A 19,758-nucleotide genomic window follows, 5' to 3' on the forward strand; every position below is an offset into this window, starting at 1 on the left:
CGGATTTGCCATTCCGTTCGGTTGGGATTAGTTCGCAGGCAATGACGACTCCCGGACCTACCGCTCGTGATTTGCGTATCGCGCTTTTCAGCGGAAATTATAATTATGTCAGGGACGGTGCCAACCAGGCGCTTAACCGGTTGGTGGGCTATGGACTCAACCAAGGCGCCAAATTTCGCGTCTATTCCCCCACTGTTGCAGAACCTGCCTTTCCGCCAACTGGGGATTTGGTGGATGTTCCCGCCATACCATTGCCCGGGGGCAGGGGGGAGTACAGGCTGGCAAAGGGGCTGCCTCGCCATGTCATTGCAGACCTTGAGAGCTTTCAGCCAAACTGCGTTCACGTCTCGGCGCCTGATATTTTGGGGCACAGGGCTGTGACGTACGCCCGTAATCGCGGTCTGCCAGTGGTGGCGTCGGTACATACCCTGTTTGAGACATATCCTGCTTATTATGGATTGGGTTTCCTTGAAGGGCTGGTCGTCGCCGCGTTGCGCCGTTTTTACAATCGGTGTGATGCGCTGGTAGCCCCATCCGAAGAGATTGTGGCTCGCCTCCAGCGCCAGGGGGTCAAGCCGCCCATTGCGGTGTGGTCCCGCGGTGTTGACCATGAGCGGTTCAATCCTGTCCGTCGAGACAATGAATGGCGCCGTTCGCTTGGGATTGGGGATGACGAACTTGTAATCGGATTCCTCGGTCGGTTGGTCCTGGAAAAAGGTCTGGATATATTCGCAGCGACCTGCACGGAACTCCGTCGCCGCAATGTTCCTCATCGGGTTCTGATCATCGGGGATGGCCCGGCCAAGCATGGTTTTCTCGCCGAGGTGCCTGACGCTGTCATGGCCGGCTTCCAGATGGGCGATGATCTGGGCCGTGCGGTAGCCTGCATGGACGTATTGCTTAATCCATCGGTGACGGAAACATTCGGCAACGTTACCCTGGAAGCTATGGCCGCCGGTGTGGCGGTGGTCGCCGCTGACGCGACCGGTGCGCGCACATTGGTGCAAAATGGCGTCACTGGTCATCTGGTTGAACCCAGGGCAGTCAGCGCCTATGCCGATGCCATAGAAGGCTATGCCAACGATCGAGTAAGCCTACGTCAGTCAGGAACGGCGGGACATCACGCCGCGCAGGCCTATCATTGGGATGCCATCAACCAGAAGGTGGTCGACACCTATTTGTCGACCCTGCCGAAACGAGGTTGATGGCGGCGATCGGACATGTCCCGCTGGCCGACCAGTTGCGCCCCACCCGTCTTGAGGAGGTGGTCGGACAAGAGCATCTGACCGACGCAGATGGGCCATTGGGCCGCATGGCGGAGACAGGGCGTCTCTCCTCAATGATTCTGTGGGGCCCACCAGGCTGCGGTAAAACCAGTATTGCCCGTCTGTTGGCAAACGCTTTTGATGTGCGGTTTTCATCACTATCGGCGGTCTTTTCGGGCGTCGCTGATCTCAAGCGTGCATTTGCAGCTGCTGAAGAAGCCAAGAGTTTTGGCGAACAGACATTGCTTTTCGTGGACGAAATCCACCGCTTCAACCGGTCCCAACAGGATGCCTTTCTGCCTGTGGTAGAGGATGGAACAATCATCCTGATAGGTGCGACGACCGAGAATCCCAGTTTTGAAATCAATGCAGCCTTGTTGTCGAGAGCCCAGTTGTTGGTCCTTCGCCGACTTGATGAGGCGGCGTTGGAGAGGCTTTTGGCCAAGGCAGAAGCCCATGTTGGCCAGACCCTGCCGATTGATGAAAATGCGCGCACGACCTTAATTGCCAGCAGTGATGGCGATGGCCGCTTTCTGCTCAATCAGGCAGAGATGCTGTGGAATCTCTGCGATGACATCCTTGACAGGGATGCGATGTTGCGTCTGCTCCAGCGCCGTGCACCAGTCTATGACAAGGATAGAGACGGGCACTATAATCTGATTTCCGCTTTGCATAAGGCGATGCGGGGATCCGATCCTGACGCCGCGCTCTATTATCTGGCGCGCATGCTGACGGCAGGGGAAGACCCTTTATATGTGCTAAGACGCATTACCCGCTTTGCCAGTGAAGACGTTGGATTGGCCGATCCACAGGCTTTGACCCAATGCATGGCCGCCCTTGATGCGTATCGCTTTCTTGGTTCACCGGAGGGCGAATTGGCTATCGTCCAAGCCTGCCTTTACTGTGCGACGGCACCGAAATCCAATGCCGTCTATGGCGCACAAAAGGCCGCCTGGGCATTGGCCAAGCAAACTGGGTCACTGCCGCCACCCGTCCATGTGGTTAACGCGCCTACCAAGGCAATGAAGGATCTGGGCATGGGTGTGGGCTATGTCTATGATCATGATGCTCCTGACGGGTTCTCAGGTCAGAATTTCTGGCCTGATCGAATTGAACCTCACAAGCTCTATCACCCGGTGGAAAGGGGTCATGAAAAGCGCATTGCTGAACGATTGGCATGGTGGGCCCAAAGGCGAGTGGCTCAGGGCCGTTGAAATGCCAGCCGGCTCTGGACTTGTCCGTCCCAAACGTTAAATCGCAGTCCTCTCCATAACAGAAACGTCGCCATGTTCTTTTCCCGTTTCAGACGAAAGAATAACCAGCCCCAGCCAATCCGTCCGCAGGTTCCGGCTGGCCGTCGCATTTATGCCATTGGCGACATTCATGGACGCGACGATCTTTTCGAAAAGCTGTTGAACAAGATTGCGGCAGATAGCAACGATCGTGGAGCCGCGGACGTCTCGATCATTCTCCTTGGGGATCTGGTCGACCGAGGGCCCCAATCAAAGCAAGTGGTCGAACGAGCCATGACCCTTGCTCGCAGTTGGCCAGATGTGCGCTGCCTGATGGGCAATCATGAAGAAGTTTTTCTGGCAGCTCTGGGTGGCGATCCAAAGCTTATGCGCTATTTCGTCCGTATCGGTGGCGCACCGACAATCCATAGCTATGGATTGGTCGGTGAGGCCTATGACCAGATGACCTTCGAAGAATTGGCGCAGGCCTTTCCGCCCATGGTTCCTGCGAGCCATGTGGAGTTTTTGTCATCTGCCGAAGACAAGATCGTTTTGGGTGACTATCTGTTTGTGCACGCCGGTATTCGACCCGGCGTTCCTTTGCATGAGCAGCGCGTTGGAGATCTTCGCTGGATTCGGGACGAATTTCTGTCGGACGAACGCGACCATGGCCTGGTCGTTGTCCATGGGCACACCATCTTTCCTGATGTGCAGGAGAATCCCAACCGGATCAGCATTGATACTGGAGCCTATGGATCCGGTAAATTGACGGCTCTGTGTCTTGAGGGTGATAATCGTTGGTATATTGACACAGCAGACAAGTGAGGCCTCCAAGCGTGCCGCTGCTGCAAACAATGGCACCTTTAGCCGATCCCATGATAGGATTTGTACCAGTCAACGAATTTCGGCACCCCTACGTCGATTGAGGTGGTTGGCGCATAACCAAGATCCGACTGGATGGCGTCAATATCAGCAAAGGTTTCTGGCACATCGCCCGGTTGCATTGGCAAGAATTGCCGATCTGCTTTCTGCCCGCACGACTGTTCGATGATGTCGATCAACCGCATCAACTCTTCCGAACGATGGTTGCCAATATTGTATAGCCGGTGGGGTTTCTGGCTTCCGCCCGCCTTGACCAACCCGTCATCGGGTGGCGGATTGTCCAGGCAAGCTATGATCCCAGACACGATATCATCGATGTATGTGAAATCCCGACGCATGTTGCCGTGATTGAACACCTCGATTGGCTCGCCAGCGAGTATCTTGCGGGTGAATATCCACATGGCCATGTCTGGGCGACCCCATGGGCCATAAACAGTGAAAAAGCGGAGGCCAGTTTGCGGTAACCGATACAGATGGGCGTAGGTTTCGCTCATCAGTTCGTCTGCCTTTTTCGTGGCCGCGTATAGCGAGAGGGGGTGATCAACCCGGTCTGAGACACTGAAAGGAAGCTGGGTGTTACCACCATAGACAGACGAGGAGGAGGCGTAGACGAAGTGGCTGACTCCGCGATGGCGTGCGACCTCCAGCATGTTGAGGTGTCCAACCAGATTGGATTGGACATAAGCGTGCGGATTCTCAATTGAATAGCGGACTCCAGCCTGCGCTCCGAGGTGGATGATCCGGTCAAACTGCAAGTGTTTCAGGGACTTGTCCAGTTCAGCCATGTCGGAAAAGTCAATCTGTATGAAGGTGAAGCGGTCGCCACCAATGTCCTGGAGCCGAGCCAGCCGATCCTTCTTCAACTGGACGCTGTAATAGTCGTTGAGACTGTCTATGCCGATGACTCTGTCACCGCGTTCTAGCAATTGTAACGCTAGGGTCATTCCAATGAATCCGGCGGCGCCGGTAATCAAATGTTCGGTCATTTTTAAAGTCCGTCCGGATTTGATCAAAGGTGCCACACGCGGCAGGGGAAGTCATCGGCGCTCCTCCCGAGGCCATTTTTCAAGTCTGCAAGAATGCCGCGTTCTGCAACCAGTCCAGCGAGAACACCGCCATCCATTTCCATATATTCTTGGTGGGGGACAGCCAAGACAACCAGATCGTACTGGCAGTCAAAAGCTTTTTTGCATAACGACAGGCCATATTCATGCATGGCTTCTGCCGCATCGGCATGCGGATCATGAACTTTTACAGTGTGACCGCGCTTGACCAAGCCGGCAATCAAATCGGCAACCTTGCTGTTTCGCAAGTCCGGTACGTTTTCCTTGAAGGTCAGGCCGAGGATGAGGACGCTTCCTGGCCGATTGTCGCGTGCTGCGTGAAGGCGGTCGGCGATCCATTCGGCCATGCCGTCATTGATTGAGCGCCCTGATAGAATGACACGCGGATTATGGCCCAATTGTTCGGCCCGATGGCTCAAATAGAATGGGTCAACGCCGATGCAATGCCCGCCAACGAGGCCAGGCGAGAAGTTGAGGAAGTTCCACTTTGTGCCTGCAGCTTCCAAGACGTCCCAGATGGATAAGCCCATGCTGCCGAAAATCTGGGCAATTTCGTTCATGAATGCGATGTTGATGTCGCGCTGTGCATTCTCGATAACCTTGGCGGCTTCCGCAGCGCGGATAGAGGCGGCGCGAAACACTCCGCCGCTTGTGACTGCGCCATAGAGGTCTGAGATTTTGTCGAGCACTTCTGGTGTCTGACCGGAGACGACCTTCGTGATCTTGTCGATAGTGTGTTCTCGGTCCCCTGGGTTGATACGTTCCGGGGAATAGCCAAGGAAGAAGTCTTCGCCGCATACCAGTCCGGAGATAGCAGCCAATTCAGGAGCACAAATTTCTTCGGTGACCCCAGGATACACGGTGCTTTCAAAAATGACGATGGGCTTGCGCCTTCCGTCGAGCATCCTACCAACCGTGCGTGATGCGGCGACGACCAATGACAGGTCGGGCTTGTTGTGTGCATCGATCGGTGTGGGCACTGTCACAATGTAGAAATCGGCCGGTGGACAGTCGTCGGGATTGGCTGTCACGTGGAGGCTGCTCGCGGTCATCCGTGCAGTATCGATTTCACCGGTACGGTCAAACCCGGCTTGGAGTTCGCTAATGCGGGTGGCGCTGATATCGACCCCCCAACAATCAAATTTGGTCGCCAATGCGACAGCGAGGGGCAGGCCGACATAGCCAAGGCCAATTACGACGATAGTGGGACGTGAATCCACGCAATTTACTCCAGTTTCGTTCGGCCTCATTCGCTGTTCTAAGCCTGCTTTGCTTAGACGGAGTTAATGGCGAGACCGATCTGGAGTGGGCTAGAGAATGAATTTGCTCAGGTCGGTATCGCGAGCAATCGATGAGAGTTGCTTTTCGACATAGTTCGCGTCGATCAGCACCGTCTCTCCCTTGCGGTCCTCTGCGTCGAAGCTGATGTCCTCGAGCAAGCGTTCCATCACTGTCTGGAGGCGACGCGCGCCGATGTTTTCGACGGTGCGGTTCACTTCGGCGGCGATTCCGGCCAACCGCGCGATGGCGTCGGGGGCTATGCTGATGGTTACCCCTTCGGTGCCAAGCAGCGCGACATATTGCTGGGGTAGCGATGCCTTCGTTTCGGTGAGGATGCGGATGAAATCCTGTTCGGTCAGTGCGGCGAGCTCGACGCGGATCGGCAGGCGGCCCTGCAGTTCGGGAAGCAGATCGCTCGGCTTGGCGACGTGGAACGCCCCTGAGGCGATGAACAAGATGTGATCTGTCTTGAGCGGGCCATATTTGGTGGCAACCGTAGTGCCCTCGATCAGCGGCAGCAGGTCGCGCTGCACGCCTTCGCGGCTGACCGAGCCGCCTCGGACATCGCTGACGGCGATCTTGTCGATCTCGTCGAGGAAGACGATGCCATTGGCTTCGGCGTCGGCGAGGGCGACGCGGGCGACATCGTCCTGGTCGAGGCGCTTGTCCTGTTCCTCCTCGACAAGGCGGGTCCAGGCGTCGCGCACCTTGAGCTTGCGGCGCTTCTTAGGGGCGCCATTGCCGAACGCTTTGCCGAACATCTCACCGATGTTGATCATGCCGACATTGCCGCCGCCGGGGATTTCGAATGCGGCCTGCGGTGCCTCGCTCACCTCTATCTCGATTTCGGCGCTGTCGAGCGCGCCTTCCTCGAAGCGCTGGCGGAAGCTGGCGCGCGTGGCTTCGCTCGATTCCTTGCCGGTGAGCGCGTCGAGCAGGCGGTCCATCGCGGCGGCGGTGGCGGCATCGCGCACGGCTTCGCGGCGGCGATCCTTTTCGAGGCGCACGGCCTCCTCAACCAGATCGCGGGCGATTTGTTCGACATCGCGGCCGACATAGCCAACTTCGGTGAACTTGGTCGCTTCGACCTTCACAAAGGGCGCGTCGGCGAGCTTGGCGAGGCGGCGGCTGATCTCTGTCTTGCCGCAGCCGGTGGGGCCGATCATCAGGATATTCTTGGGCGTCACCTCGTCGCGCAGGTCGGGGCCGAGCTGTTGGCGGCGCCAGCGGTTGCGCAAGGCGACGGCGACGGCGCGTTTGGCATCGCGCTGGCCGATGATGTGCTGGTCGAGGGCGGCGACAATGGCCTTTGGGGTCAAATCAGGGTTCATATCCGGTCCGAAACAGAAGGCGAGATAGAGCGACCAAACGCCCTATGCAAAAGCAAAACATCAAGCAATATCAATGACTTCCAGCGTCAGCTGGTCGTTAGTGAAGACACAGATGTCCGCCGCCACCGCCATCGCCCGCCGCGCCAGTTTTTCCGCGTCCCCTTCATAGCCCACCAGAGCCCGCGCGGCGCTCAACGCATAGTTGCCGCCCGAGCCGATGGCGGTCACCCCGCCCTCAGGCTCGAGCACATCGCCATTGCCGGTCAGCACCAGCGTCACCTCCCGGTCGGCGACGATCATCATCGCCTCCAGATTGCGCAGGAACTTGTCGGTCCGCCAGTCCTTGGCCAGCTCCACCGCGGCGCGCAGCAACTGCCCGTTGTGCGTCTCCAGCCGCCGCTCCAGCCGCTCGAACAGGGTGAAGGCATCCGCCGTCGCCCCCGCAAAGCCCGCGATCACCGAGCCATCATGCAGCCGCCGCACCTTGCGCGCATTGGACTTCATCACGGTATTGCCCATCGACACCTGCCCATCACCAATGATGACGACGCGGCCGGGCGTGCGGACGGACAGGATGGTGGTGCCATGCCAGGGCGAGGCGCCGTGCGAGGCGCTGGGCTGATGCTGTTCACTCATGCCGCGCGATATGGGCGAGCGCGGGGGAGGGTGCAAGGGTTTGGCGGGGGGAGGGGGATCTCACACAAAGACGCGAAGGCACGAAGGGGGGCACGAAGGGGGGCGGCCCGTGGCAGGCCGATCCCGGTCGGCTTGAACACTATTCACCCTGTTGATAGCCTGTCGCCCATAGTGACGGGCCAGAACAGGGAATGCGCCATGGAAAGCGGAAAGCCATCCATTCATGACGAAATTCGCGAAGTGAATGATCTGCATAAACAAGGGGTTATCAACGACAAGACCCGAGAAGAGCTGGTTGCGATGGCGATTGAGGGTGATTCTTATTCTGCCAACAACAATGCCCGGCAATTGGGCGAGGTGGCGGGATGGCTGATTGTCCTGTTCATCTTTTTCCTTGTCGGCACGGCGGTGTTGGACCTGCGCTGGGACAAGGCCCTTCTTGCCGCAATCGTTGTGACCGGTGGGGGCGCAGCGGCGTCCGGCGGATGGGGCTGGCTGCGCAACCAGTTTGACGAGGCCAAGCGCCGCGCGCGTTTCCGGAAGCACCAGTCGGGCCAGTGAGCGGCGCGTCGCGCACACACATTCTCACACTAGGACGCGAAGGCACGAAGGGGGAGAGGTGCCCCTCCGTCAGCCCTGCGGGCTGCCACCTCCCCATCGCAAGTCGATGGGGAGGGTATTCAAGAGGGATTGGCCCATCATGAGTTGATGGGGAGGGAAGGGAGTCGCGCCAAGCCGCCAAGAGGTTTCACCCGCGCATCAGGGGGGCGTGGCGAACGGTCCATGCCTCCCCCAAGGCGGCGCGGAGCCGTTCGGCGAGGGCTTCGCCGCGCCGGTCGAAATGATCATGGGGATAGTCGGGCGAAAATTCGGGCGGCCCCTCTTCTCGGCTGTGCCAGCGGGCAATGTTCCAACTGTCATCATAGTCGGCCTGCCAGCGCCCTATGTCCTGCGCCAGGGCAAAGGGGATGGGCAAATGCTCCGGCATCCCTGACATGCCGCTGCCGTCCCACAGGCCGGTGGCACAGATGTCCAACCACAGGGTGACGGTGCGGTCGTCGGGCGTTTCGCCCCATGGCCCGGCGTGCGCGTCGAGCGGGTCTGGCCGGCAGTGACAGGGGCGGATGGTGATGCGGGGTGGCATGTCGGTTCCCTGTCGGGGCCATTGCCCACACTTTGCGGGCCATTGCCCGGTCAATATGGGCAATTGCCCACATTCGCGCTTGGTGCGGGACAAATCCCGCATTACCACTGTCTCATGAGCAACAAACTTTACTATGGCGACAATCTTTATGTCCTGCGCGACCATATTGCCAGTGACAGTATAGACCTGATCTACCTCGACCCGCCGTTCAACAGTAATGCCAATTACAACATCCTGTTCAAATCCCCGGCGGGCAAGGGGGCGGACAGCCAGATTGAGGCGTTTGAGGACAGCTGGCACTGGAATGACAAGGCCGAGCAGGCGTTTCATGAGGTGATGACCAGCGGCAACACGGATGTGGCGGAGTTGCTGCGCGCGATGCGCGGATTTTTGAAAGAGAATGACATGATGGCCTATCTGGCCATGATGGCGGTGCGGCTGATCGAGCTGCACCGGGTGTTGAAACCGACCGGCAGCCTCTATCTCCACTGCGACCCGACCGCGAGCCATTATCTCAAGCTGCTGCTGGATGGGATTTTCGGCGGACGGATGCGCGCTGAACTCATCTGGAAACGCAGCAGCGCGCACAATGATGGTAAGCAAGGCGCGAAACAACCAGGTCGAATTCACGATGTCATTTTTTTCTATACGAAGGCTGATGACTGGACCTGGAATCCAAGCTTTTCGGCGTACGACGAAGCATATCTTGCCTCAGAGTATAAGCGGCAAAATCACCAGGGACGCTGGTATAAAGAAACCGATCTGACGGCTGCCAAACCCGGTGGCGATGTAAGTTATGATTGGCGCGTGAAACGGCCTATCGGAGGCCCTTGGGAGGCGGACCTCACAGATGAATGGCTAACTCCCAACGACGCTTGGCAATATGAAGCAGTGAAGCCTTACGAAGGCCGGTTTTGGGCATATTCGAAGGCAAACCTTCGGGCTTTCGCTGAATCCGGCCACATAATTCATCGGTCAACAGGTATGCCCAGACTGGTGCAGTTCGCAGATGAAATGCCCGGCATTGCCTTGCAGGATTTGTGGATGGATATTCCACCCATATCAGCAAAAGCCCAAGAACGCCTCGGCTACCCCACGCAAAAGCCCCTTGCCCTGCTCGAACGGATCATCAATGCCTCGTCCAATCCGGGCGATGTGGTGCTTGATCCCTTTTGCGGCTGTGGCACCGCCGTTGATGCGGCGCAGAAGCTGGGGCGGCAGTGGATCGGCATTGATGTGACGCATCTGTCGATCGGCCTGATCGAGCGGCGCTTGCAGGACCGGTACGGGCCGAACATGCTGGCGAAGAAAAATCCTCCCCGGAACGGGGAGGTGGCCCCGAAGGGGTCGGAGGGGGCCATCGGTTCGCACGACGCCAGCGTGGGCGCGGGGGGAGAGCCCCCTCCGTCAGCGGCGGATGCCGCTGCCACCTCCCCGTCCCGGGGAGGATTGGCCTATAGCGTCATCGGCACGCCCAATGACATTGACAGCGCGCTGAAACTCGCCGCCGAGGAGCCGCACCAGTTCCAGTACTGGATCACGCAGGCGATTGACGGCCAACCCTATCAGGGCGGGCGCAAGGGCGCCGACCGGGGGATTGACGGCTATATCTATTTCACCGGGCATGACCGGAAAACCGAGGCGGCGATCATTTCGGTCAAGGCCGGGCGCAATGTCGGCGTTGCCATGGTGCGCGACCTGAAAGGGGTGATCGAACGCGAGAAATCGCCCATTGGCCTGTTCGTCTGTGCCGTTGCGCCGACGCGGGAGATGGAGCGAGAGGCGGCGGCAGCGGGCGTTTATGAAGGGGCGGATGGCCGGACCTATCCGCGCCTGCAAATCTACACCCTCGCCGAATATTTCGCCGGATTGCGGCCCAAGGTGCCGCTGCTCGACCGGCAGGCGGCTAGCCGCAAGGCCGGGGTGCAGGACGACGGCCACAAGCAGGGGACGTTGTTGTGAGGGGGGATGTTCCTCCGTTTCTGAAGGAGGAAGATCGCTGGTTTGTACAGATGCTGGCGAACGCGCTTGATCGGCCTTGCTCAGACCATGGAACAGACCTGCCGAACAGCATGATCCCGATCGAAGAGGTGCTTTACTCTGAATTGATCCGGGATTTGCGCATGATGCAGCGGAACATACCGAGCAGCGCCGCGCATTGGGAACTGGTCAGTTTCGGACAGTTCGGGTTGCCCGCAAGCGTGGGGCTGCTTCGGGTGCTGCGGGACGCCTCTCCGTGGCAATTTGCCGATGTGCTGGTCTGGCTGATGGGTCAGAGTGTCCGTCCCTATGCCCAGTCCTGCTATGCAGGGGCATTGCTTACACCGAATTTCTCTAACGATGTCAGACATATGATGCTCATGGAGCATCTGTTGCCCGATGATGAGTGAACGCAGTTGCAGGTGATGACTGACGCGCTGATCCTGCTCTGCCTGATTGTGGCGATGGTGCTGGGGCTTTCGGCGGTCGCCGCCTTTGTGCTGGCCTGTGGCGCGGTGGGGCGGTTGCTGGGGCAACGGGGTGACTAACGCCGTGACGCACTGGGCCCCGGCTTTCGCCGGGGAACGGGGTAGGTGAGCGGGTGGTGAGGGGCGTGCTGGGCCCCTGCTTTCGCGGGGGAGCATGATAGGGGAGAGCGGCGGATGGTGAGGCGGTTGTGGGATGCTGTGGTGGGCGGGTTGATCCTGACCCTGTTCTGGTATGGCTATCGCGCCATTTACAAGGGGCAGTTCCCGTTTGACGGGGGCGTGGGCGGCTTTGCGATGGAGTTTGCCGCCATATGGCTGGCCATTTCGCTGTTCGTGCTGGTGGCGGTGGTGGTCGATGCCCGGTTGCGGGCCAAGCCGGACGGGGAGTGAGGCGGGCGGATTGCTGCCATAGCGGCGCCATTTGCCGGTGCCTGCGGGCGCGCTTTCGATTGACAATGGCCGTTCGGCGACCTCTATTTTCCTTTCGCATGGGGCGGCGCAATGCCTTGAAAAACAAGGTATTTGCTTGGGCAGGCATGTCCTGCCGAGGGAATAGGGGAGGGAGTTGCATGAAGATAAAGACGGCTGCGCTGGTCGCCATGGTGTGTCTGGCGATCACATTGCTGTTCAGCCTGTCATCGGGATTTCTGATGGGGGCGGGCAGCTATGAAAGCTTTGGGTTGATGTCGATGATCGTCTCCGTGCTGCACTTTGGCAGCCTCATCAACCTGGCCTATGCCTTTTATGCGGCGGCGAAATAATCATGATCGAGGGATTGGAAGAGCAACTCGGCGAAAGCGACGGAACGGCTGGTGACGGGCCGTCCTTGCTGACGGTGCTGGCGTGGGTGCAGCTGTTGATCGGATTGTTGGTGGGTCTGGGTTTCCTGCTCGCCGGTGAAGGCGGGTTCAAGCTGTTCGGTCTGGTCAGCCTGTTCGTCGGCTTGTCAGGCTTTGCGGTTTTCCGCGGGTTCAACCGGGTGATCGAGCTGTTGCAGCGCATCAGCGAGAAATAGGCGCAGCGCGCGGGACAGGATTGCCGGCAGGGGGCTTGAAATTCGGCGCGGGGGCGGTCACCACCCCGAAGGCATGACGTCATGACGTGCGTCAGCGGTCGCAGCGGGAGCAGGTGAGCCAATGTCAGCCGAATGGGTCGATTTTTCCTTTGTCCGCAATGGGGAAGGGTGTCTCGTCTGTTCGGCGGAGGAGGCCGCGGCGCTGATCGCCTCCGGTGACCTGCTGGCGACGACCCGCGTCACCCTGTTCAACCCCGGCGGGCGCAAGGTGATGAAGGCCGGCGATGTGCCGGTGCTCGCCCCCATGCTGGCGCCGCCCGCTGTGGCTGCGGCTCCGGAGCCGGCTGCGCCTGCTGATGCGGGGGAGGCGGCTGAGGCGGGGGAGGCGGCTGAACCGGCGGTGTCGGTCCCCCGGACCAAGCGGCCCGCCAAGCCCAAGGATGCGGCCAAGAGCGCGGCCAAGGACGGGCCCTGGACGGCGCCCGGCGCGGGTGAGCTGGTGCCGGAAAGCGCGGGCGCGGCGGAGGCTGTGCCTGCCGCGGCGGTGGCGGCGGTTGAGGTCAAGACGGCGGCGTCCGCGCCGGTCGCCCCTGTCGGCCAACCCAAGGCGGTGCCGCCGAAGCCGGCGGCCAAGCCCGGCAATGGCTCCAGCCCCGGATGCGGGTGGAGCTTTGCCATCATCACCCTCATCATCATCGCCGCGCTGTTGTGGTTCGCCAGGGCCGACAAGGAGGCAGAGGTGCAGGCGGTGGTGACCAGCACCGCCAATGTGCGCGACCGGCCAACCGCCCGGAATTCCGAAGTGCTGTTCAGCTATTCCGCCGGACAGGAACTGGTCGGCCGGTGGGTGCCGGGCGAAATCAACGCCAGCCAGCGGTGGCTGGAGTTCGAGGTCGATGGCGTCAAACGCTATGTCTGGGAAGGCAATTTGCGCGACGTGACCCCGGCGGCCGATGCCGAGGCGGATGCAGCGGCCGAGGCTGCGGGAGTGGCGGCTGATGCGGCTGCTGATGCGGCGGCTGCGGAAGCGGCGGTGGACACTGCGGCTGCGGTCGCTGCCGCGGGTGAAGCGATGGCCGGTGCGGCTGAAGCTGCGGGGACGGGGGCTGACCCCGGTGTCGGGCCAAGCCTGTCCCGCTATGTCGGCAATTACCCGAGCGACCGGATCGACGGCACCAGTTTCTGGACCCACCCACAGGTGCGCGCCGCCGTGCAGGCGGTGGTGCCCAACCCCGCGATCAGGCAGCGGGTGCTGGCCCCCGGGGTCGAATCCCCGGTCCAGCGCCACAGCGACGGGCGCGTGATGGGCGGGGCGTGTGAACCGCACAATTGCGGATCCCACAATTGGCGGATCATTGTCGGTGGCAACGGCCAGTGGACACAGGTCTGCTATTACAACGACGCCAACATGGCGCAATCAGGCTATTATTCGACCATGGGCTTTCAGCGTTACAGCGATGTCTGGCCGAAGGGCGGCTCTGGCTGTTCCTGAAGCCGCCGGCAGCGAGCCGCACCCGCGCCGTCAGATCTTGAGCAGCTGTTTCACCTCTTCGGCGCTGTAGAGCTTGAGGTCGGCGGCGACGATGCCTTCCGCCCCGATGGCGCGGTTGAAGGCGGCCATATGGTCCGACTTGCCATGGGCGGCGAGGGCGGCTTCATCGGCCCAGCCTTCGGCAATGCGGATCAGGTCCGGGTCGGCAAGGTCGCTGGCGAAGCTGTAGTCGATGCAGCCTTCCTCAGCGAGGGTGGCGGTGACCATGGCAATGCCGGCATCGCGAATGCGGTCCGCGCCGCCGGGTTTCAGCTGGATGGTGCCTGCTACACGCAACATGTCTCTCTCCCTCTTGGCTGTCATGCGTCGCCGAGTTGATCGACGATCCTCTTGATATCCTGTGCCCGGTCCATCGGGATGACAAGGACGTCGGTCCCCGCCGGACCCGCATTGGCGATGACGATGAGATTGTCGACGCCGAGCGTGGCAATGCGTACGCCGGCGGTGGCGCGGATCAAGCTGCCATTCGTGTCGATGGTGAGGACGTTGCCCTGGGCCGCATTGCCGTGCGCGTCGTGCTGGGCGAGGGCGTGGAGCGCGGTCCAGCTGCCGACATCCGACCAGCCGGGATCAACCGGCGCGACGACGACATTGGGCGTCTTTTCCATCACGGCATAGTCGATCGAGTCCGAGGGCGAGGCGAGGAAGGCGGCGCTGTCCGGATGGATGGTGCTGCCGGTCGCCGCGCTCCCGGCCATGGCGGCGGCGCAGGCCTGGGCCATCGCCGGCGCGGAGGCGGCAAGGGCGGCGAGATAGGCATCGGCGCGCATCAGGAAGATGCCAGCGTTCCAATAATGGCCGCCCGCCGCGAGCATCGCCTGGGCGGCGTCGAGCGGCGGCTTTTCGACAAAACGGGCGACAGCAAAAGTGCCGAGGGCGGCGGCGCTGGGCTCGCCGCGCTGGATATAGCCATAGCCGGTCTCGGGCCCGGCCGGCTCTATGCCAAAGGTGGCGAGCGCCCCGGCTCGGACGGCGGGCAGGGCGGCTTCAATCGCGGCGAGGAAGGCTGCCGGGTCAGTCATGACATGGTCCGACGGCATGACGAGGATCGGGGTGTCGCCCGCGCCGGCTGCGTGTGCTGCCAGTGCGATGGCGGGGGCGGTGTTGCGGGCGGCAGGCTCTACGATGATGCGCGCCTGAGCGATACCGGCGGCGGTGAGGTCAGCCAGCGCATGCTCAACATGGCCGGGCCCGCAGACAACAAGCGGCGCGGCAAAGCCGGGCTGCCCCTGGGTGCGGGCGATGGTTTCGGCGAACATGGTCCGGTCGGTCACCAGCGGCAGAAACTGCTTGGGCCGGGCCGGGGTCGACATTGGCCACAGGCGGGTTCCGGAACCACCCGAGAGGATGACGGGGATGATGGCAGGGGCGGTCATGCGAAGCTGTCCTGTATTGGGGGCTCAGGCGGGCCAGCAGGCGATGGCGCTGGCACCGGGGGCAAGGGTGACGCTGGCGGGATCAGCGACGCGGGCGCATTCGCCGAACCCCAGCGGCTCGCCAGCTATAGTGCATCCTGCGGAGAGCGGGACAACAGTGACGGGCTTGTTGCGATTCTCCAGCGCTGGCCAGTTGTCGGTCACGCGGACAAGGTGGAAGTGCGGGCCAGAGACGAGGGTCAGGGTGCCTTGGGGCGGGACGTGGCGGTCGCGCGGCTCGACATGCGGCGTGGTGCGCGAGACGGCGAGCCCGGCATCGAGGTGTAGCTCACGCGGGCGGCCATAGTCATAAAGACGATAGGTGCAGTCGACATTTTGTTGCACCTCGACGACGATCACTCCCGCGCCGATGGCGTGGATGGTGCCGGCGGCGTTGTAAACAAAGTCTCCGGCTTTGGCTGGGCGCCAGTCGATCATTGCCTCTATGCTGCCATCCAGCGCGGCGGCGCGCAGGCCAGCGGCGTCGGTGGCGCGGGTCAGGCCGACGCCAAGCTCGGCATCAGGCGTCGCGTCAAGAACGAGCCAGCATTCCTCCTTCCCGCGCGGATAGCCGGCGGTCTGGGCGGCGGCATCATCGGGGTGAACCTGGATCGACAAGCGTTCGGAAGTGAAGAGGAATTTCACCATCAGCGGCGCGGCATCGCCGTCCGGATCCTCGAACCAGATTTCGCCGATCCGGCGCCCGCCCATGTCACCAAAGGCTGCCGGAATGTCGGTGCGACCCCACGGCTTTTCGACGATGCGGACGGGGAGTTTCATGGGCTGAGGTCCGAACAATGGTCAGTTGCGGGCCGTCTGATGCGGGCGTTGCCCCGCGATTGGCGCAATTTGACCGGTCCCGCAAGTGGGGACGGCCAAATCAAGCGTTCAAGCCGCCCGCCTAAGTCCCTTTCCCACCTCTCCCCGAGGCTGGTCGGGCCAGAGGCCACGCGTGTCATAGACGATCTTGTCAGCGCGCTCGTCGAGCGGGATGGATCGGAACATGTCATGATCGACAAGGACGATCAGCAGGTCGCATTCGGCCAGCGCATCGTCCAGCTCGACAAGATTCGCGCCGGTGCCGGCGAATTCCATGGGCAGGCCGGCGGCATAGGGTTCGACCAGTGCGATACGTTCACCAAAGCGGCGGGCGAGGGCGGCAGCCACCGTCACCGCCGGGCTTTCGCGGAAATCATCGATGTTCGGTTTGAAGGCGAGGCCAAGGCAGGCCACCCTTGCATCCGGGTTTTCGTCGATCATGCGCATGGCGCGACCGATAACATAATCGGTCTTGGCCTCGTTCACCTCCCGCGCGGTGCGGATGATGTGGCTGTTTTCCGGATCGCCGGCCACCAGGAACCAGGGGTCAACCGCAATGCAGTGACCGCCGACGCCGGGGCCGGGTTGCAGGATGTTGACGCGCGGGTGCCTGTTGGCCAGCGCAATGACGTCCCACACGTCAATGCCCATGCCCTCAGCAATCATCGACAGTTCGTTGGCAAAGGCGATGTTGACATCACGGTAGCTGTTTTCGACGAGCTTGACCATTTCGGCCGCGCGGGCGGTGGTCGTCAGGCAGGCGCCGCGCACGAACTGGCGGTAAAAACCCATCGCCTTGCGCGCGCAGCGCGGCGTGATGCCGCCGATCACGCGGTCATTGTTGACCAGCTCGATAAGGATGCGGCCGGGCAGAACGCGCTCCGGGCAATAGGCGATGTACAGATCAGGCGTGCCGGTGCAGTGGCCGGGGACCTTGAGGTCGGGGCGCGCGTCGGCGATCATTTTCGCGACTTGCTCAGTGGTGCCGACCGGTGAGGTGGATTCCAGAATGACAAGATCCCCCGGCTTGAGCACCGGTGCGATGGTGCGCGCGGCGGAGAGGACGTAGCTGATGTCTGGCTTGTGATCCTCACGGATCGGCGTCGGCACGGCGATGACGAAGGAGTCTGCCGCTTCGGGGGTCAAGGAAGCCCGCAAAAGCCCGCGGTCAACCACGCCCTGGACCAGGCCGTGCAGGTCGACTTCCTCGATATGCACGCGACCTTCGTTGACCGTATCAACGATGTGCTGGCTGACATCGAGGCCCAATACATGCGCGCCGGCCCGGGCGATGACCGCAGCGGTCGGCAGGCCGATATAGCCAAGACCGACAACGACGACTTTCTGATCACTGGCGGTGGGCATCAGCTATGGTCCTTGCAATACGTTGTGCGGCCAGGCCGTCTCCATAGGGATTGTGGGCACGGGTCATGGCGGAATAGGCGTTGCTATCGTCGAGAAGGGTGAAAATTCCGGAAACGATGGTCTCAGCATCTGTGCCAACCAGACGGGCCGTGCCAGCGGCGACGCCTTCTGGCCTTTCGGTGGTGTCGCGCATGACCAGCACCGGCTTGCCGAGGCTCGGCGCTTCCTCTTGCACGCCGCCGCTATCGGTAAGGACGATGGTGCTCATCGTCATCAGGCGGACGAAGTGCGGATAATCGAGCGGATCGATCAGGGCGACATTGTCGCGCCCGGCCAGCATGTGTTCCATCACCGGGCGAACGGCCGGATTGGGATGGACCGGAAAGATGACGGCAGTGTCGGGCCGGTCGGCAATGCTGCCGATGGCGCGGGCAATGTTGGCCATGCCGTCGCCAAAATTTTCCCGACGGTGCGATGTGACGGCAATGATGCGTTTGCCGGCAAAACGGGTGGCCAAATGGTCGAGCCCGGCGGCGAGTGCCGGTTCGGCCTCTATGCGCGCGCGCGTGGCGAGCAGCGCATCAATCACAGTATTGCCTGTCACATGGATGGCGCTGTCCGGCACATTTTCGGCCCTTAGCGCGTCTGCAGCAGCCTGGGTCGGGGCGAAATGCAGATCGGCAATGGTCCCGGTAACCTTGCGGTTCACTTCCTCGGGCCAGGGCGAGTAGATATTGCCGCTGCGCAGGCCGGCTTCGACATGGCCAACCGGAATCTTGCGGAAATAGGCGCTGATCGTTGCCATCATCGTCGTCAGCGTGTCGCCGTGAACGAGGATGCGGTCCGGCTTGGTGGCATCAAGGGCCGCGCCGAACTGGGTCAAAATGCGGGCGGACAGTGCATCAAGCGTCTGATTGTCCTGCATCAGATCCAGATCAATATCGGGCGATATCCGGGCGATTTCGAGCACCTGATCGAGCAAGCCGCGATGCTGGGCGGTGACGCAGACGCGCGTTTCAAGCCCGGGCTGCTGCCGCAGTGCATGGACGAGCGGAAACATCTTGATCGCTTCGGGCCTTGTTCCGAAGACAAGGAGTATGCGGGCAGTGGAATTGGGTTGCATGGGCAAGGAATAGCAGATTTTGCCTAACGTTTGGTCAATCGTCAGGAACGCTACCCTGCGATTGGCAAATAAGCAGAGGGTTAAGACGCTTGTCCAGTTCGCACTGCGCGGCTAGAGCCCCCCAAAATAAGACTGGGACCGGGATTCGGGCGCACGTTCCCCCCACACAATCCATAACATGGAGTGACACGTGACAAAGTCTGCACTGGTATGCGGAGCTGGCGGTTTTATTGGCAGCCACCTCGTCAAGCGCCTGAAACGCGAAGGTTTCTGGGTTCGTGGCGTTGACCTGAAGTTTCCTGAATTCGCCGAGACTGAGGCTGACGATTTCCTTATTGGTGACCTTCGCAATCAGGCAGTGTGCGACCAAGTGATCGACCGCCGTTTTGATGAGGTTTATCAGCTTGCTGCCGATATGGGCGGGGCCGGATATATTTTTACCGGTCTGAACGATGCCGACATCATGCACAATTCGGCGACGATCAACCTTAATGTTCTTGATCGTTTGCATAAGCGGAACACCAAGCGGGTGTTTTATTCGTCTTCAGCCTGCATGTATCCGGCCTATAACCAAGAGGATCCTGACAACCCCAACTGTGAGGAAAGTTCTGCCTATCCTGCAGCGCCTGATAGTGAATATGGCTGGGAAAAGCTGTTCTCGGAGCGACTCTATCTGGCCTATAACCGTAACCACGGCATGTCCAATCGCGTCGCCCGTTACCACAATATCTTTGGTCCCGAGGGCACCTGGACCGGTGGCAAGGAGAAGGCTCCCGCCGCTGTGTGCCGGAAGGTCGCCATGGCCAAAAGTGGCGAAGAGATCGAAATCTGGGGCGACGGCACGCAGACACGGTCGTTCCTCTACATCGATGAATGTGTGGAAGGCACCCTGCGCCTGACCCGATCCGACTTTGAGGGTCCGGTCAATGTGGGATCGGACGAAATGGTGTCCATCAACCAGCTGGTCGATCTGGTTGCCGACATTGCCGGCAAGGATATTCGCAAGAACCACATTCCCGGACCGCTTGGAGTGCGGGGTCGCAACAGCGACAACCGTCTGATCGAACAACGTCTTGGATGGCGGCCGAGCCAGTCTCTTCGGAAGGGCCTGGAGGCAACCTATGAGTGGGTTGAGCGTCAGGTAAAGCGGAACGACGCGAGCTGAA

22 protein-coding genes are annotated in these 19,758 nt (G+C 60.9%); 12 read left to right on the top strand and 10 right to left on the bottom strand.

Going from position 1 to position 19,758, the window contains the following annotated elements; genetic code table 11:
- Positions 1-41: 41 nt before the first annotated feature.
- The 3 genes from GV829_RS10050 to GV829_RS10060 all read left to right on the top strand — a co-directional run bounded on the left by GV829_RS10050 (position 42) and on the right by GV829_RS10060 (position 3,322).
- Positions 42-1,205 (top strand): glycosyltransferase family 4 protein, encoded by a 1,164-nt coding sequence (locus tag GV829_RS10050; protein WP_169946301.1) that lies wholly within the window; start codon positions 42-44, stop codon positions 1,203-1,205.
- Positions 1,205-2,479 (top strand): replication-associated recombination protein A, encoded by a 1,275-nt coding sequence (locus GV829_RS10055; RefSeq protein WP_169946303.1) that lies wholly within the window; start codon positions 1,205-1,207, stop codon positions 2,477-2,479. Before GV829_RS10050 ends, GV829_RS10055 begins: the two co-directional genes overlap by 1 nt.
- A 72-nt stretch (positions 2,480-2,551) precedes the next feature.
- Entirely contained in the window at positions 2,552-3,322 is a 771-nt protein-coding gene (locus GV829_RS10060; RefSeq protein WP_169946305.1) for a metallophosphoesterase family protein, read from the top strand.
- 38 nt (positions 3,323-3,360) lie between these two features.
- Here GV829_RS10060 and GV829_RS10065 read toward each other — a convergent pair whose 3' ends face one another.
- From GV829_RS10065 to hslV, 4 genes are all read right to left on the bottom strand, one after another.
- A complete protein-coding gene (locus GV829_RS10065) occupies positions 3,361-4,365 on the bottom strand; it encodes an SDR family NAD(P)-dependent oxidoreductase (protein ID WP_169946307.1) in 1,005 nt (334 codons plus the stop codon).
- 23 nt (positions 4,366-4,388) lie between these two features.
- Complete coding sequence (locus tag GV829_RS10070) at positions 4,389-5,663, bottom strand: nucleotide sugar dehydrogenase (protein WP_246202828.1); 1,275 nt, start codon at positions 5,661-5,663, stop codon at positions 4,389-4,391.
- Positions 5,664-5,753: 90 nt separating this feature from the next.
- Entirely contained in the window at positions 5,754-7,055 is a 1,302-nt protein-coding gene (gene hslU / locus GV829_RS10075) for an ATP-dependent protease ATPase subunit HslU (protein WP_169946311.1), read from the bottom strand.
- Positions 7,056-7,115: 60 nt separating this feature from the next.
- Positions 7,116-7,691 (bottom strand): ATP-dependent protease subunit HslV, encoded by a 576-nt coding sequence (gene hslV / locus GV829_RS10080; protein ID WP_169946313.1) that lies wholly within the window; start codon positions 7,689-7,691, stop codon positions 7,116-7,118.
- A gap of 198 nt (positions 7,692-7,889) precedes the next feature.
- On the opposite strand from hslV, the gene GV829_RS10085 reads away from it, so the two are divergent.
- Positions 7,890-8,252, top strand: a complete 363-nt coding sequence (locus GV829_RS10085; RefSeq protein ID WP_169946316.1) for a hypothetical protein — start codon at positions 7,890-7,892, stop codon at positions 8,250-8,252.
- A gap of 187 nt (positions 8,253-8,439) precedes the next feature.
- Here the strand turns inward: GV829_RS10085 and GV829_RS10090 are convergent, their stop codons facing one another.
- Positions 8,440-8,835 carry a hypothetical protein gene (locus GV829_RS10090; RefSeq protein WP_169946318.1) on the bottom strand — a complete coding sequence of 132 codons (396 nt, stop codon included), beginning with the start codon at positions 8,833-8,835 and terminating at the stop codon, positions 8,440-8,442.
- A 114-nt stretch (positions 8,836-8,949) separates the two neighbouring features.
- Here GV829_RS10090 and GV829_RS10095 point away from each other — a divergent pair, with 114 nt between their 5' ends.
- The 7 genes from GV829_RS10095 (at position 8,950) to GV829_RS10120 (ending at position 13,810) form a co-directional block, all read left to right on the top strand.
- A complete protein-coding gene (locus GV829_RS10095; protein ID WP_169946320.1) occupies positions 8,950-10,797 on the top strand; it encodes a DNA methyltransferase in 1,848 nt (615 codons plus the stop codon).
- Between the two features lie 110 nt (positions 10,798-10,907).
- Complete coding sequence (locus GV829_RS10100; protein ID WP_169946322.1) at positions 10,908-11,225, top strand: hypothetical protein; 318 nt, start codon at positions 10,908-10,910, stop codon at positions 11,223-11,225.
- A 15-nt stretch (positions 11,226-11,240) separates the two neighbouring features.
- Positions 11,241-11,363 carry a hypothetical protein gene (locus GV829_RS14405; protein ID WP_281356122.1) on the top strand — a complete coding sequence of 41 codons (123 nt, stop codon included), beginning with the start codon at positions 11,241-11,243 and terminating at the stop codon, positions 11,361-11,363.
- A 114-nt stretch (positions 11,364-11,477) separates the two neighbouring features.
- On the top strand, positions 11,478-11,693 hold the full coding sequence (locus GV829_RS10105; RefSeq protein ID WP_169946324.1) for a hypothetical protein: 216 nt from the start codon (positions 11,478-11,480) through the stop codon (positions 11,691-11,693).
- A gap of 179 nt (positions 11,694-11,872) precedes the next feature.
- Positions 11,873-12,064 (top strand): hypothetical protein, encoded by a 192-nt coding sequence (locus GV829_RS10110; protein ID WP_169946326.1) that lies wholly within the window; start codon positions 11,873-11,875, stop codon positions 12,062-12,064.
- A gap of 2 nt (positions 12,065-12,066) precedes the next feature.
- Positions 12,067-12,318, top strand: a complete 252-nt coding sequence (locus tag GV829_RS10115; RefSeq protein WP_169946328.1) for a hypothetical protein — start codon at positions 12,067-12,069, stop codon at positions 12,316-12,318.
- A 121-nt stretch (positions 12,319-12,439) separates the two neighbouring features.
- The gene (locus GV829_RS10120; RefSeq protein ID WP_169946330.1) at positions 12,440-13,810 is read left to right on the top strand and encodes a hypothetical protein; all 1,371 of its coding nucleotides are present in this window, start codon (positions 12,440-12,442) and stop codon (positions 13,808-13,810) included.
- A 30-nt stretch (positions 13,811-13,840) separates the two neighbouring features.
- On the opposite strand, the gene GV829_RS10125 is transcribed toward GV829_RS10120, so the two are convergent.
- The 5 genes from GV829_RS10125 to wecB all read right to left on the bottom strand — a co-directional run bounded on the left by GV829_RS10125 (position 13,841) and on the right by wecB (position 18,592).
- Positions 13,841-14,149, bottom strand: coding sequence for a putative quinol monooxygenase (locus GV829_RS10125; protein ID WP_169946332.1), 309 nt, complete (start codon positions 14,147-14,149; stop codon positions 13,841-13,843).
- A gap of 20 nt (positions 14,150-14,169) precedes the next feature.
- The gene (locus GV829_RS10130) at positions 14,170-15,246 is read right to left on the bottom strand and encodes a mannose-1-phosphate guanylyltransferase (RefSeq protein WP_169946334.1); all 1,077 of its coding nucleotides are present in this window, start codon (positions 15,244-15,246) and stop codon (positions 14,170-14,172) included.
- Between the two features lie 24 nt (positions 15,247-15,270).
- Positions 15,271-16,065, bottom strand: a complete 795-nt coding sequence (locus GV829_RS10135) for a class I mannose-6-phosphate isomerase (RefSeq protein ID WP_169946336.1) — start codon at positions 16,063-16,065, stop codon at positions 15,271-15,273.
- Between the two features lie 108 nt (positions 16,066-16,173).
- Positions 16,174-17,469, bottom strand: coding sequence for a UDP-N-acetyl-D-mannosamine dehydrogenase (gene wecC, locus GV829_RS10140; RefSeq protein ID WP_169946338.1), 1,296 nt, complete (start codon positions 17,467-17,469; stop codon positions 16,174-16,176).
- The gene (wecB, locus tag GV829_RS10145; RefSeq protein WP_169946340.1) at positions 17,453-18,592 is read right to left on the bottom strand and encodes a non-hydrolyzing UDP-N-acetylglucosamine 2-epimerase; all 1,140 of its coding nucleotides are present in this window, start codon (positions 18,590-18,592) and stop codon (positions 17,453-17,455) included. Before wecB ends, wecC begins: the two co-directional genes overlap by 17 nt.
- A 190-nt stretch (positions 18,593-18,782) precedes the next feature.
- On the opposite strand from wecB, the gene GV829_RS10150 reads away from it, so the two are divergent.
- Positions 18,783-19,757 (top strand): NAD-dependent epimerase/dehydratase family protein, encoded by a 975-nt coding sequence (locus GV829_RS10150; protein WP_169946342.1) that lies wholly within the window; start codon positions 18,783-18,785, stop codon positions 19,755-19,757.
- Position 19,758 lies beyond the last annotated feature (1 nt).

The organism is Sphingomonas lacunae (assembly GCF_012979535.1).
GTDB lineage: Bacteria > Pseudomonadota > Alphaproteobacteria > Sphingomonadales > Sphingomonadaceae > Sphingopyxis > Sphingopyxis lacunae.

What these genes read in the sequence shown, in the direction of transcription:
- GV829_RS10050 (WP_169946301.1), top strand. Translation starts at nt 42, where the DNA reads ATGACGACTCCCGGACCTACCGCTCGTGATTTGCGTATCGCGCTTTTC.
- GV829_RS10055 (WP_169946303.1), top strand. Translation starts at nt 1,205, where the DNA reads ATGGCGGCGATCGGACATGTCCCGCTGGCCGACCAGTTGCGCCCCACC.
- GV829_RS10060 (WP_169946305.1), top strand. Translation starts at nt 2,552, where the DNA reads ATGTTCTTTTCCCGTTTCAGACGAAAGAATAACCAGCCCCAGCCAATC.
- GV829_RS10065 (WP_169946307.1), bottom strand. Translation starts at nt 4,365, where the DNA reads ATGACCGAACATTTGATTACCGGCGCCGCCGGATTCATTGGAATGACC.
- hslU (WP_169946311.1), bottom strand. Translation starts at nt 7,055, where the DNA reads ATGAACCCTGATTTGACCCCAAAGGCCATTGTCGCCGCCCTCGACCAG.
- hslV (WP_169946313.1), bottom strand. Translation starts at nt 7,691, where the DNA reads ATGAGTGAACAGCATCAGCCCAGCGCCTCGCACGGCGCCTCGCCCTGG.
- GV829_RS10085 (WP_169946316.1), top strand. Translation starts at nt 7,890, where the DNA reads ATGGAAAGCGGAAAGCCATCCATTCATGACGAAATTCGCGAAGTGAAT.
- GV829_RS10090 (WP_169946318.1), bottom strand. Translation starts at nt 8,835, where the DNA reads ATGCCACCCCGCATCACCATCCGCCCCTGTCACTGCCGGCCAGACCCG.
- GV829_RS10095 (WP_169946320.1), top strand. Translation starts at nt 8,950, where the DNA reads ATGAGCAACAAACTTTACTATGGCGACAATCTTTATGTCCTGCGCGAC.
- GV829_RS10100 (WP_169946322.1), top strand. Translation starts at nt 10,908, where the DNA reads ATGATCCCGATCGAAGAGGTGCTTTACTCTGAATTGATCCGGGATTTG.
- GV829_RS14405 (WP_281356122.1), top strand. Translation starts at nt 11,241, where the DNA reads ATGACTGACGCGCTGATCCTGCTCTGCCTGATTGTGGCGATGGTGCTG.
- GV829_RS10105 (WP_169946324.1), top strand. Translation starts at nt 11,478, where the DNA reads ATGGTGAGGCGGTTGTGGGATGCTGTGGTGGGCGGGTTGATCCTGACC.
- GV829_RS10110 (WP_169946326.1), top strand. Translation starts at nt 11,873, where the DNA reads ATGAAGATAAAGACGGCTGCGCTGGTCGCCATGGTGTGTCTGGCGATC.
- GV829_RS10115 (WP_169946328.1), top strand. Translation starts at nt 12,067, where the DNA reads ATGATCGAGGGATTGGAAGAGCAACTCGGCGAAAGCGACGGAACGGCT.
- GV829_RS10120 (WP_169946330.1), top strand. Translation starts at nt 12,440, where the DNA reads ATGTCAGCCGAATGGGTCGATTTTTCCTTTGTCCGCAATGGGGAAGGG.
- GV829_RS10125 (WP_169946332.1), bottom strand. Translation starts at nt 14,149, where the DNA reads ATGTTGCGTGTAGCAGGCACCATCCAGCTGAAACCCGGCGGCGCGGAC.
- GV829_RS10130 (WP_169946334.1), bottom strand. Translation starts at nt 15,246, where the DNA reads ATGACCGCCCCTGCCATCATCCCCGTCATCCTCTCGGGTGGTTCCGGA.
- GV829_RS10135 (WP_169946336.1), bottom strand. Translation starts at nt 16,065, where the DNA reads ATGAAACTCCCCGTCCGCATCGTCGAAAAGCCGTGGGGTCGCACCGAC.
- wecC (WP_169946338.1), bottom strand. Translation starts at nt 17,469, where the DNA reads ATGCCCACCGCCAGTGATCAGAAAGTCGTCGTTGTCGGTCTTGGCTAT.
- wecB (WP_169946340.1), bottom strand. Translation starts at nt 18,592, where the DNA reads ATGCAACCCAATTCCACTGCCCGCATACTCCTTGTCTTCGGAACAAGG.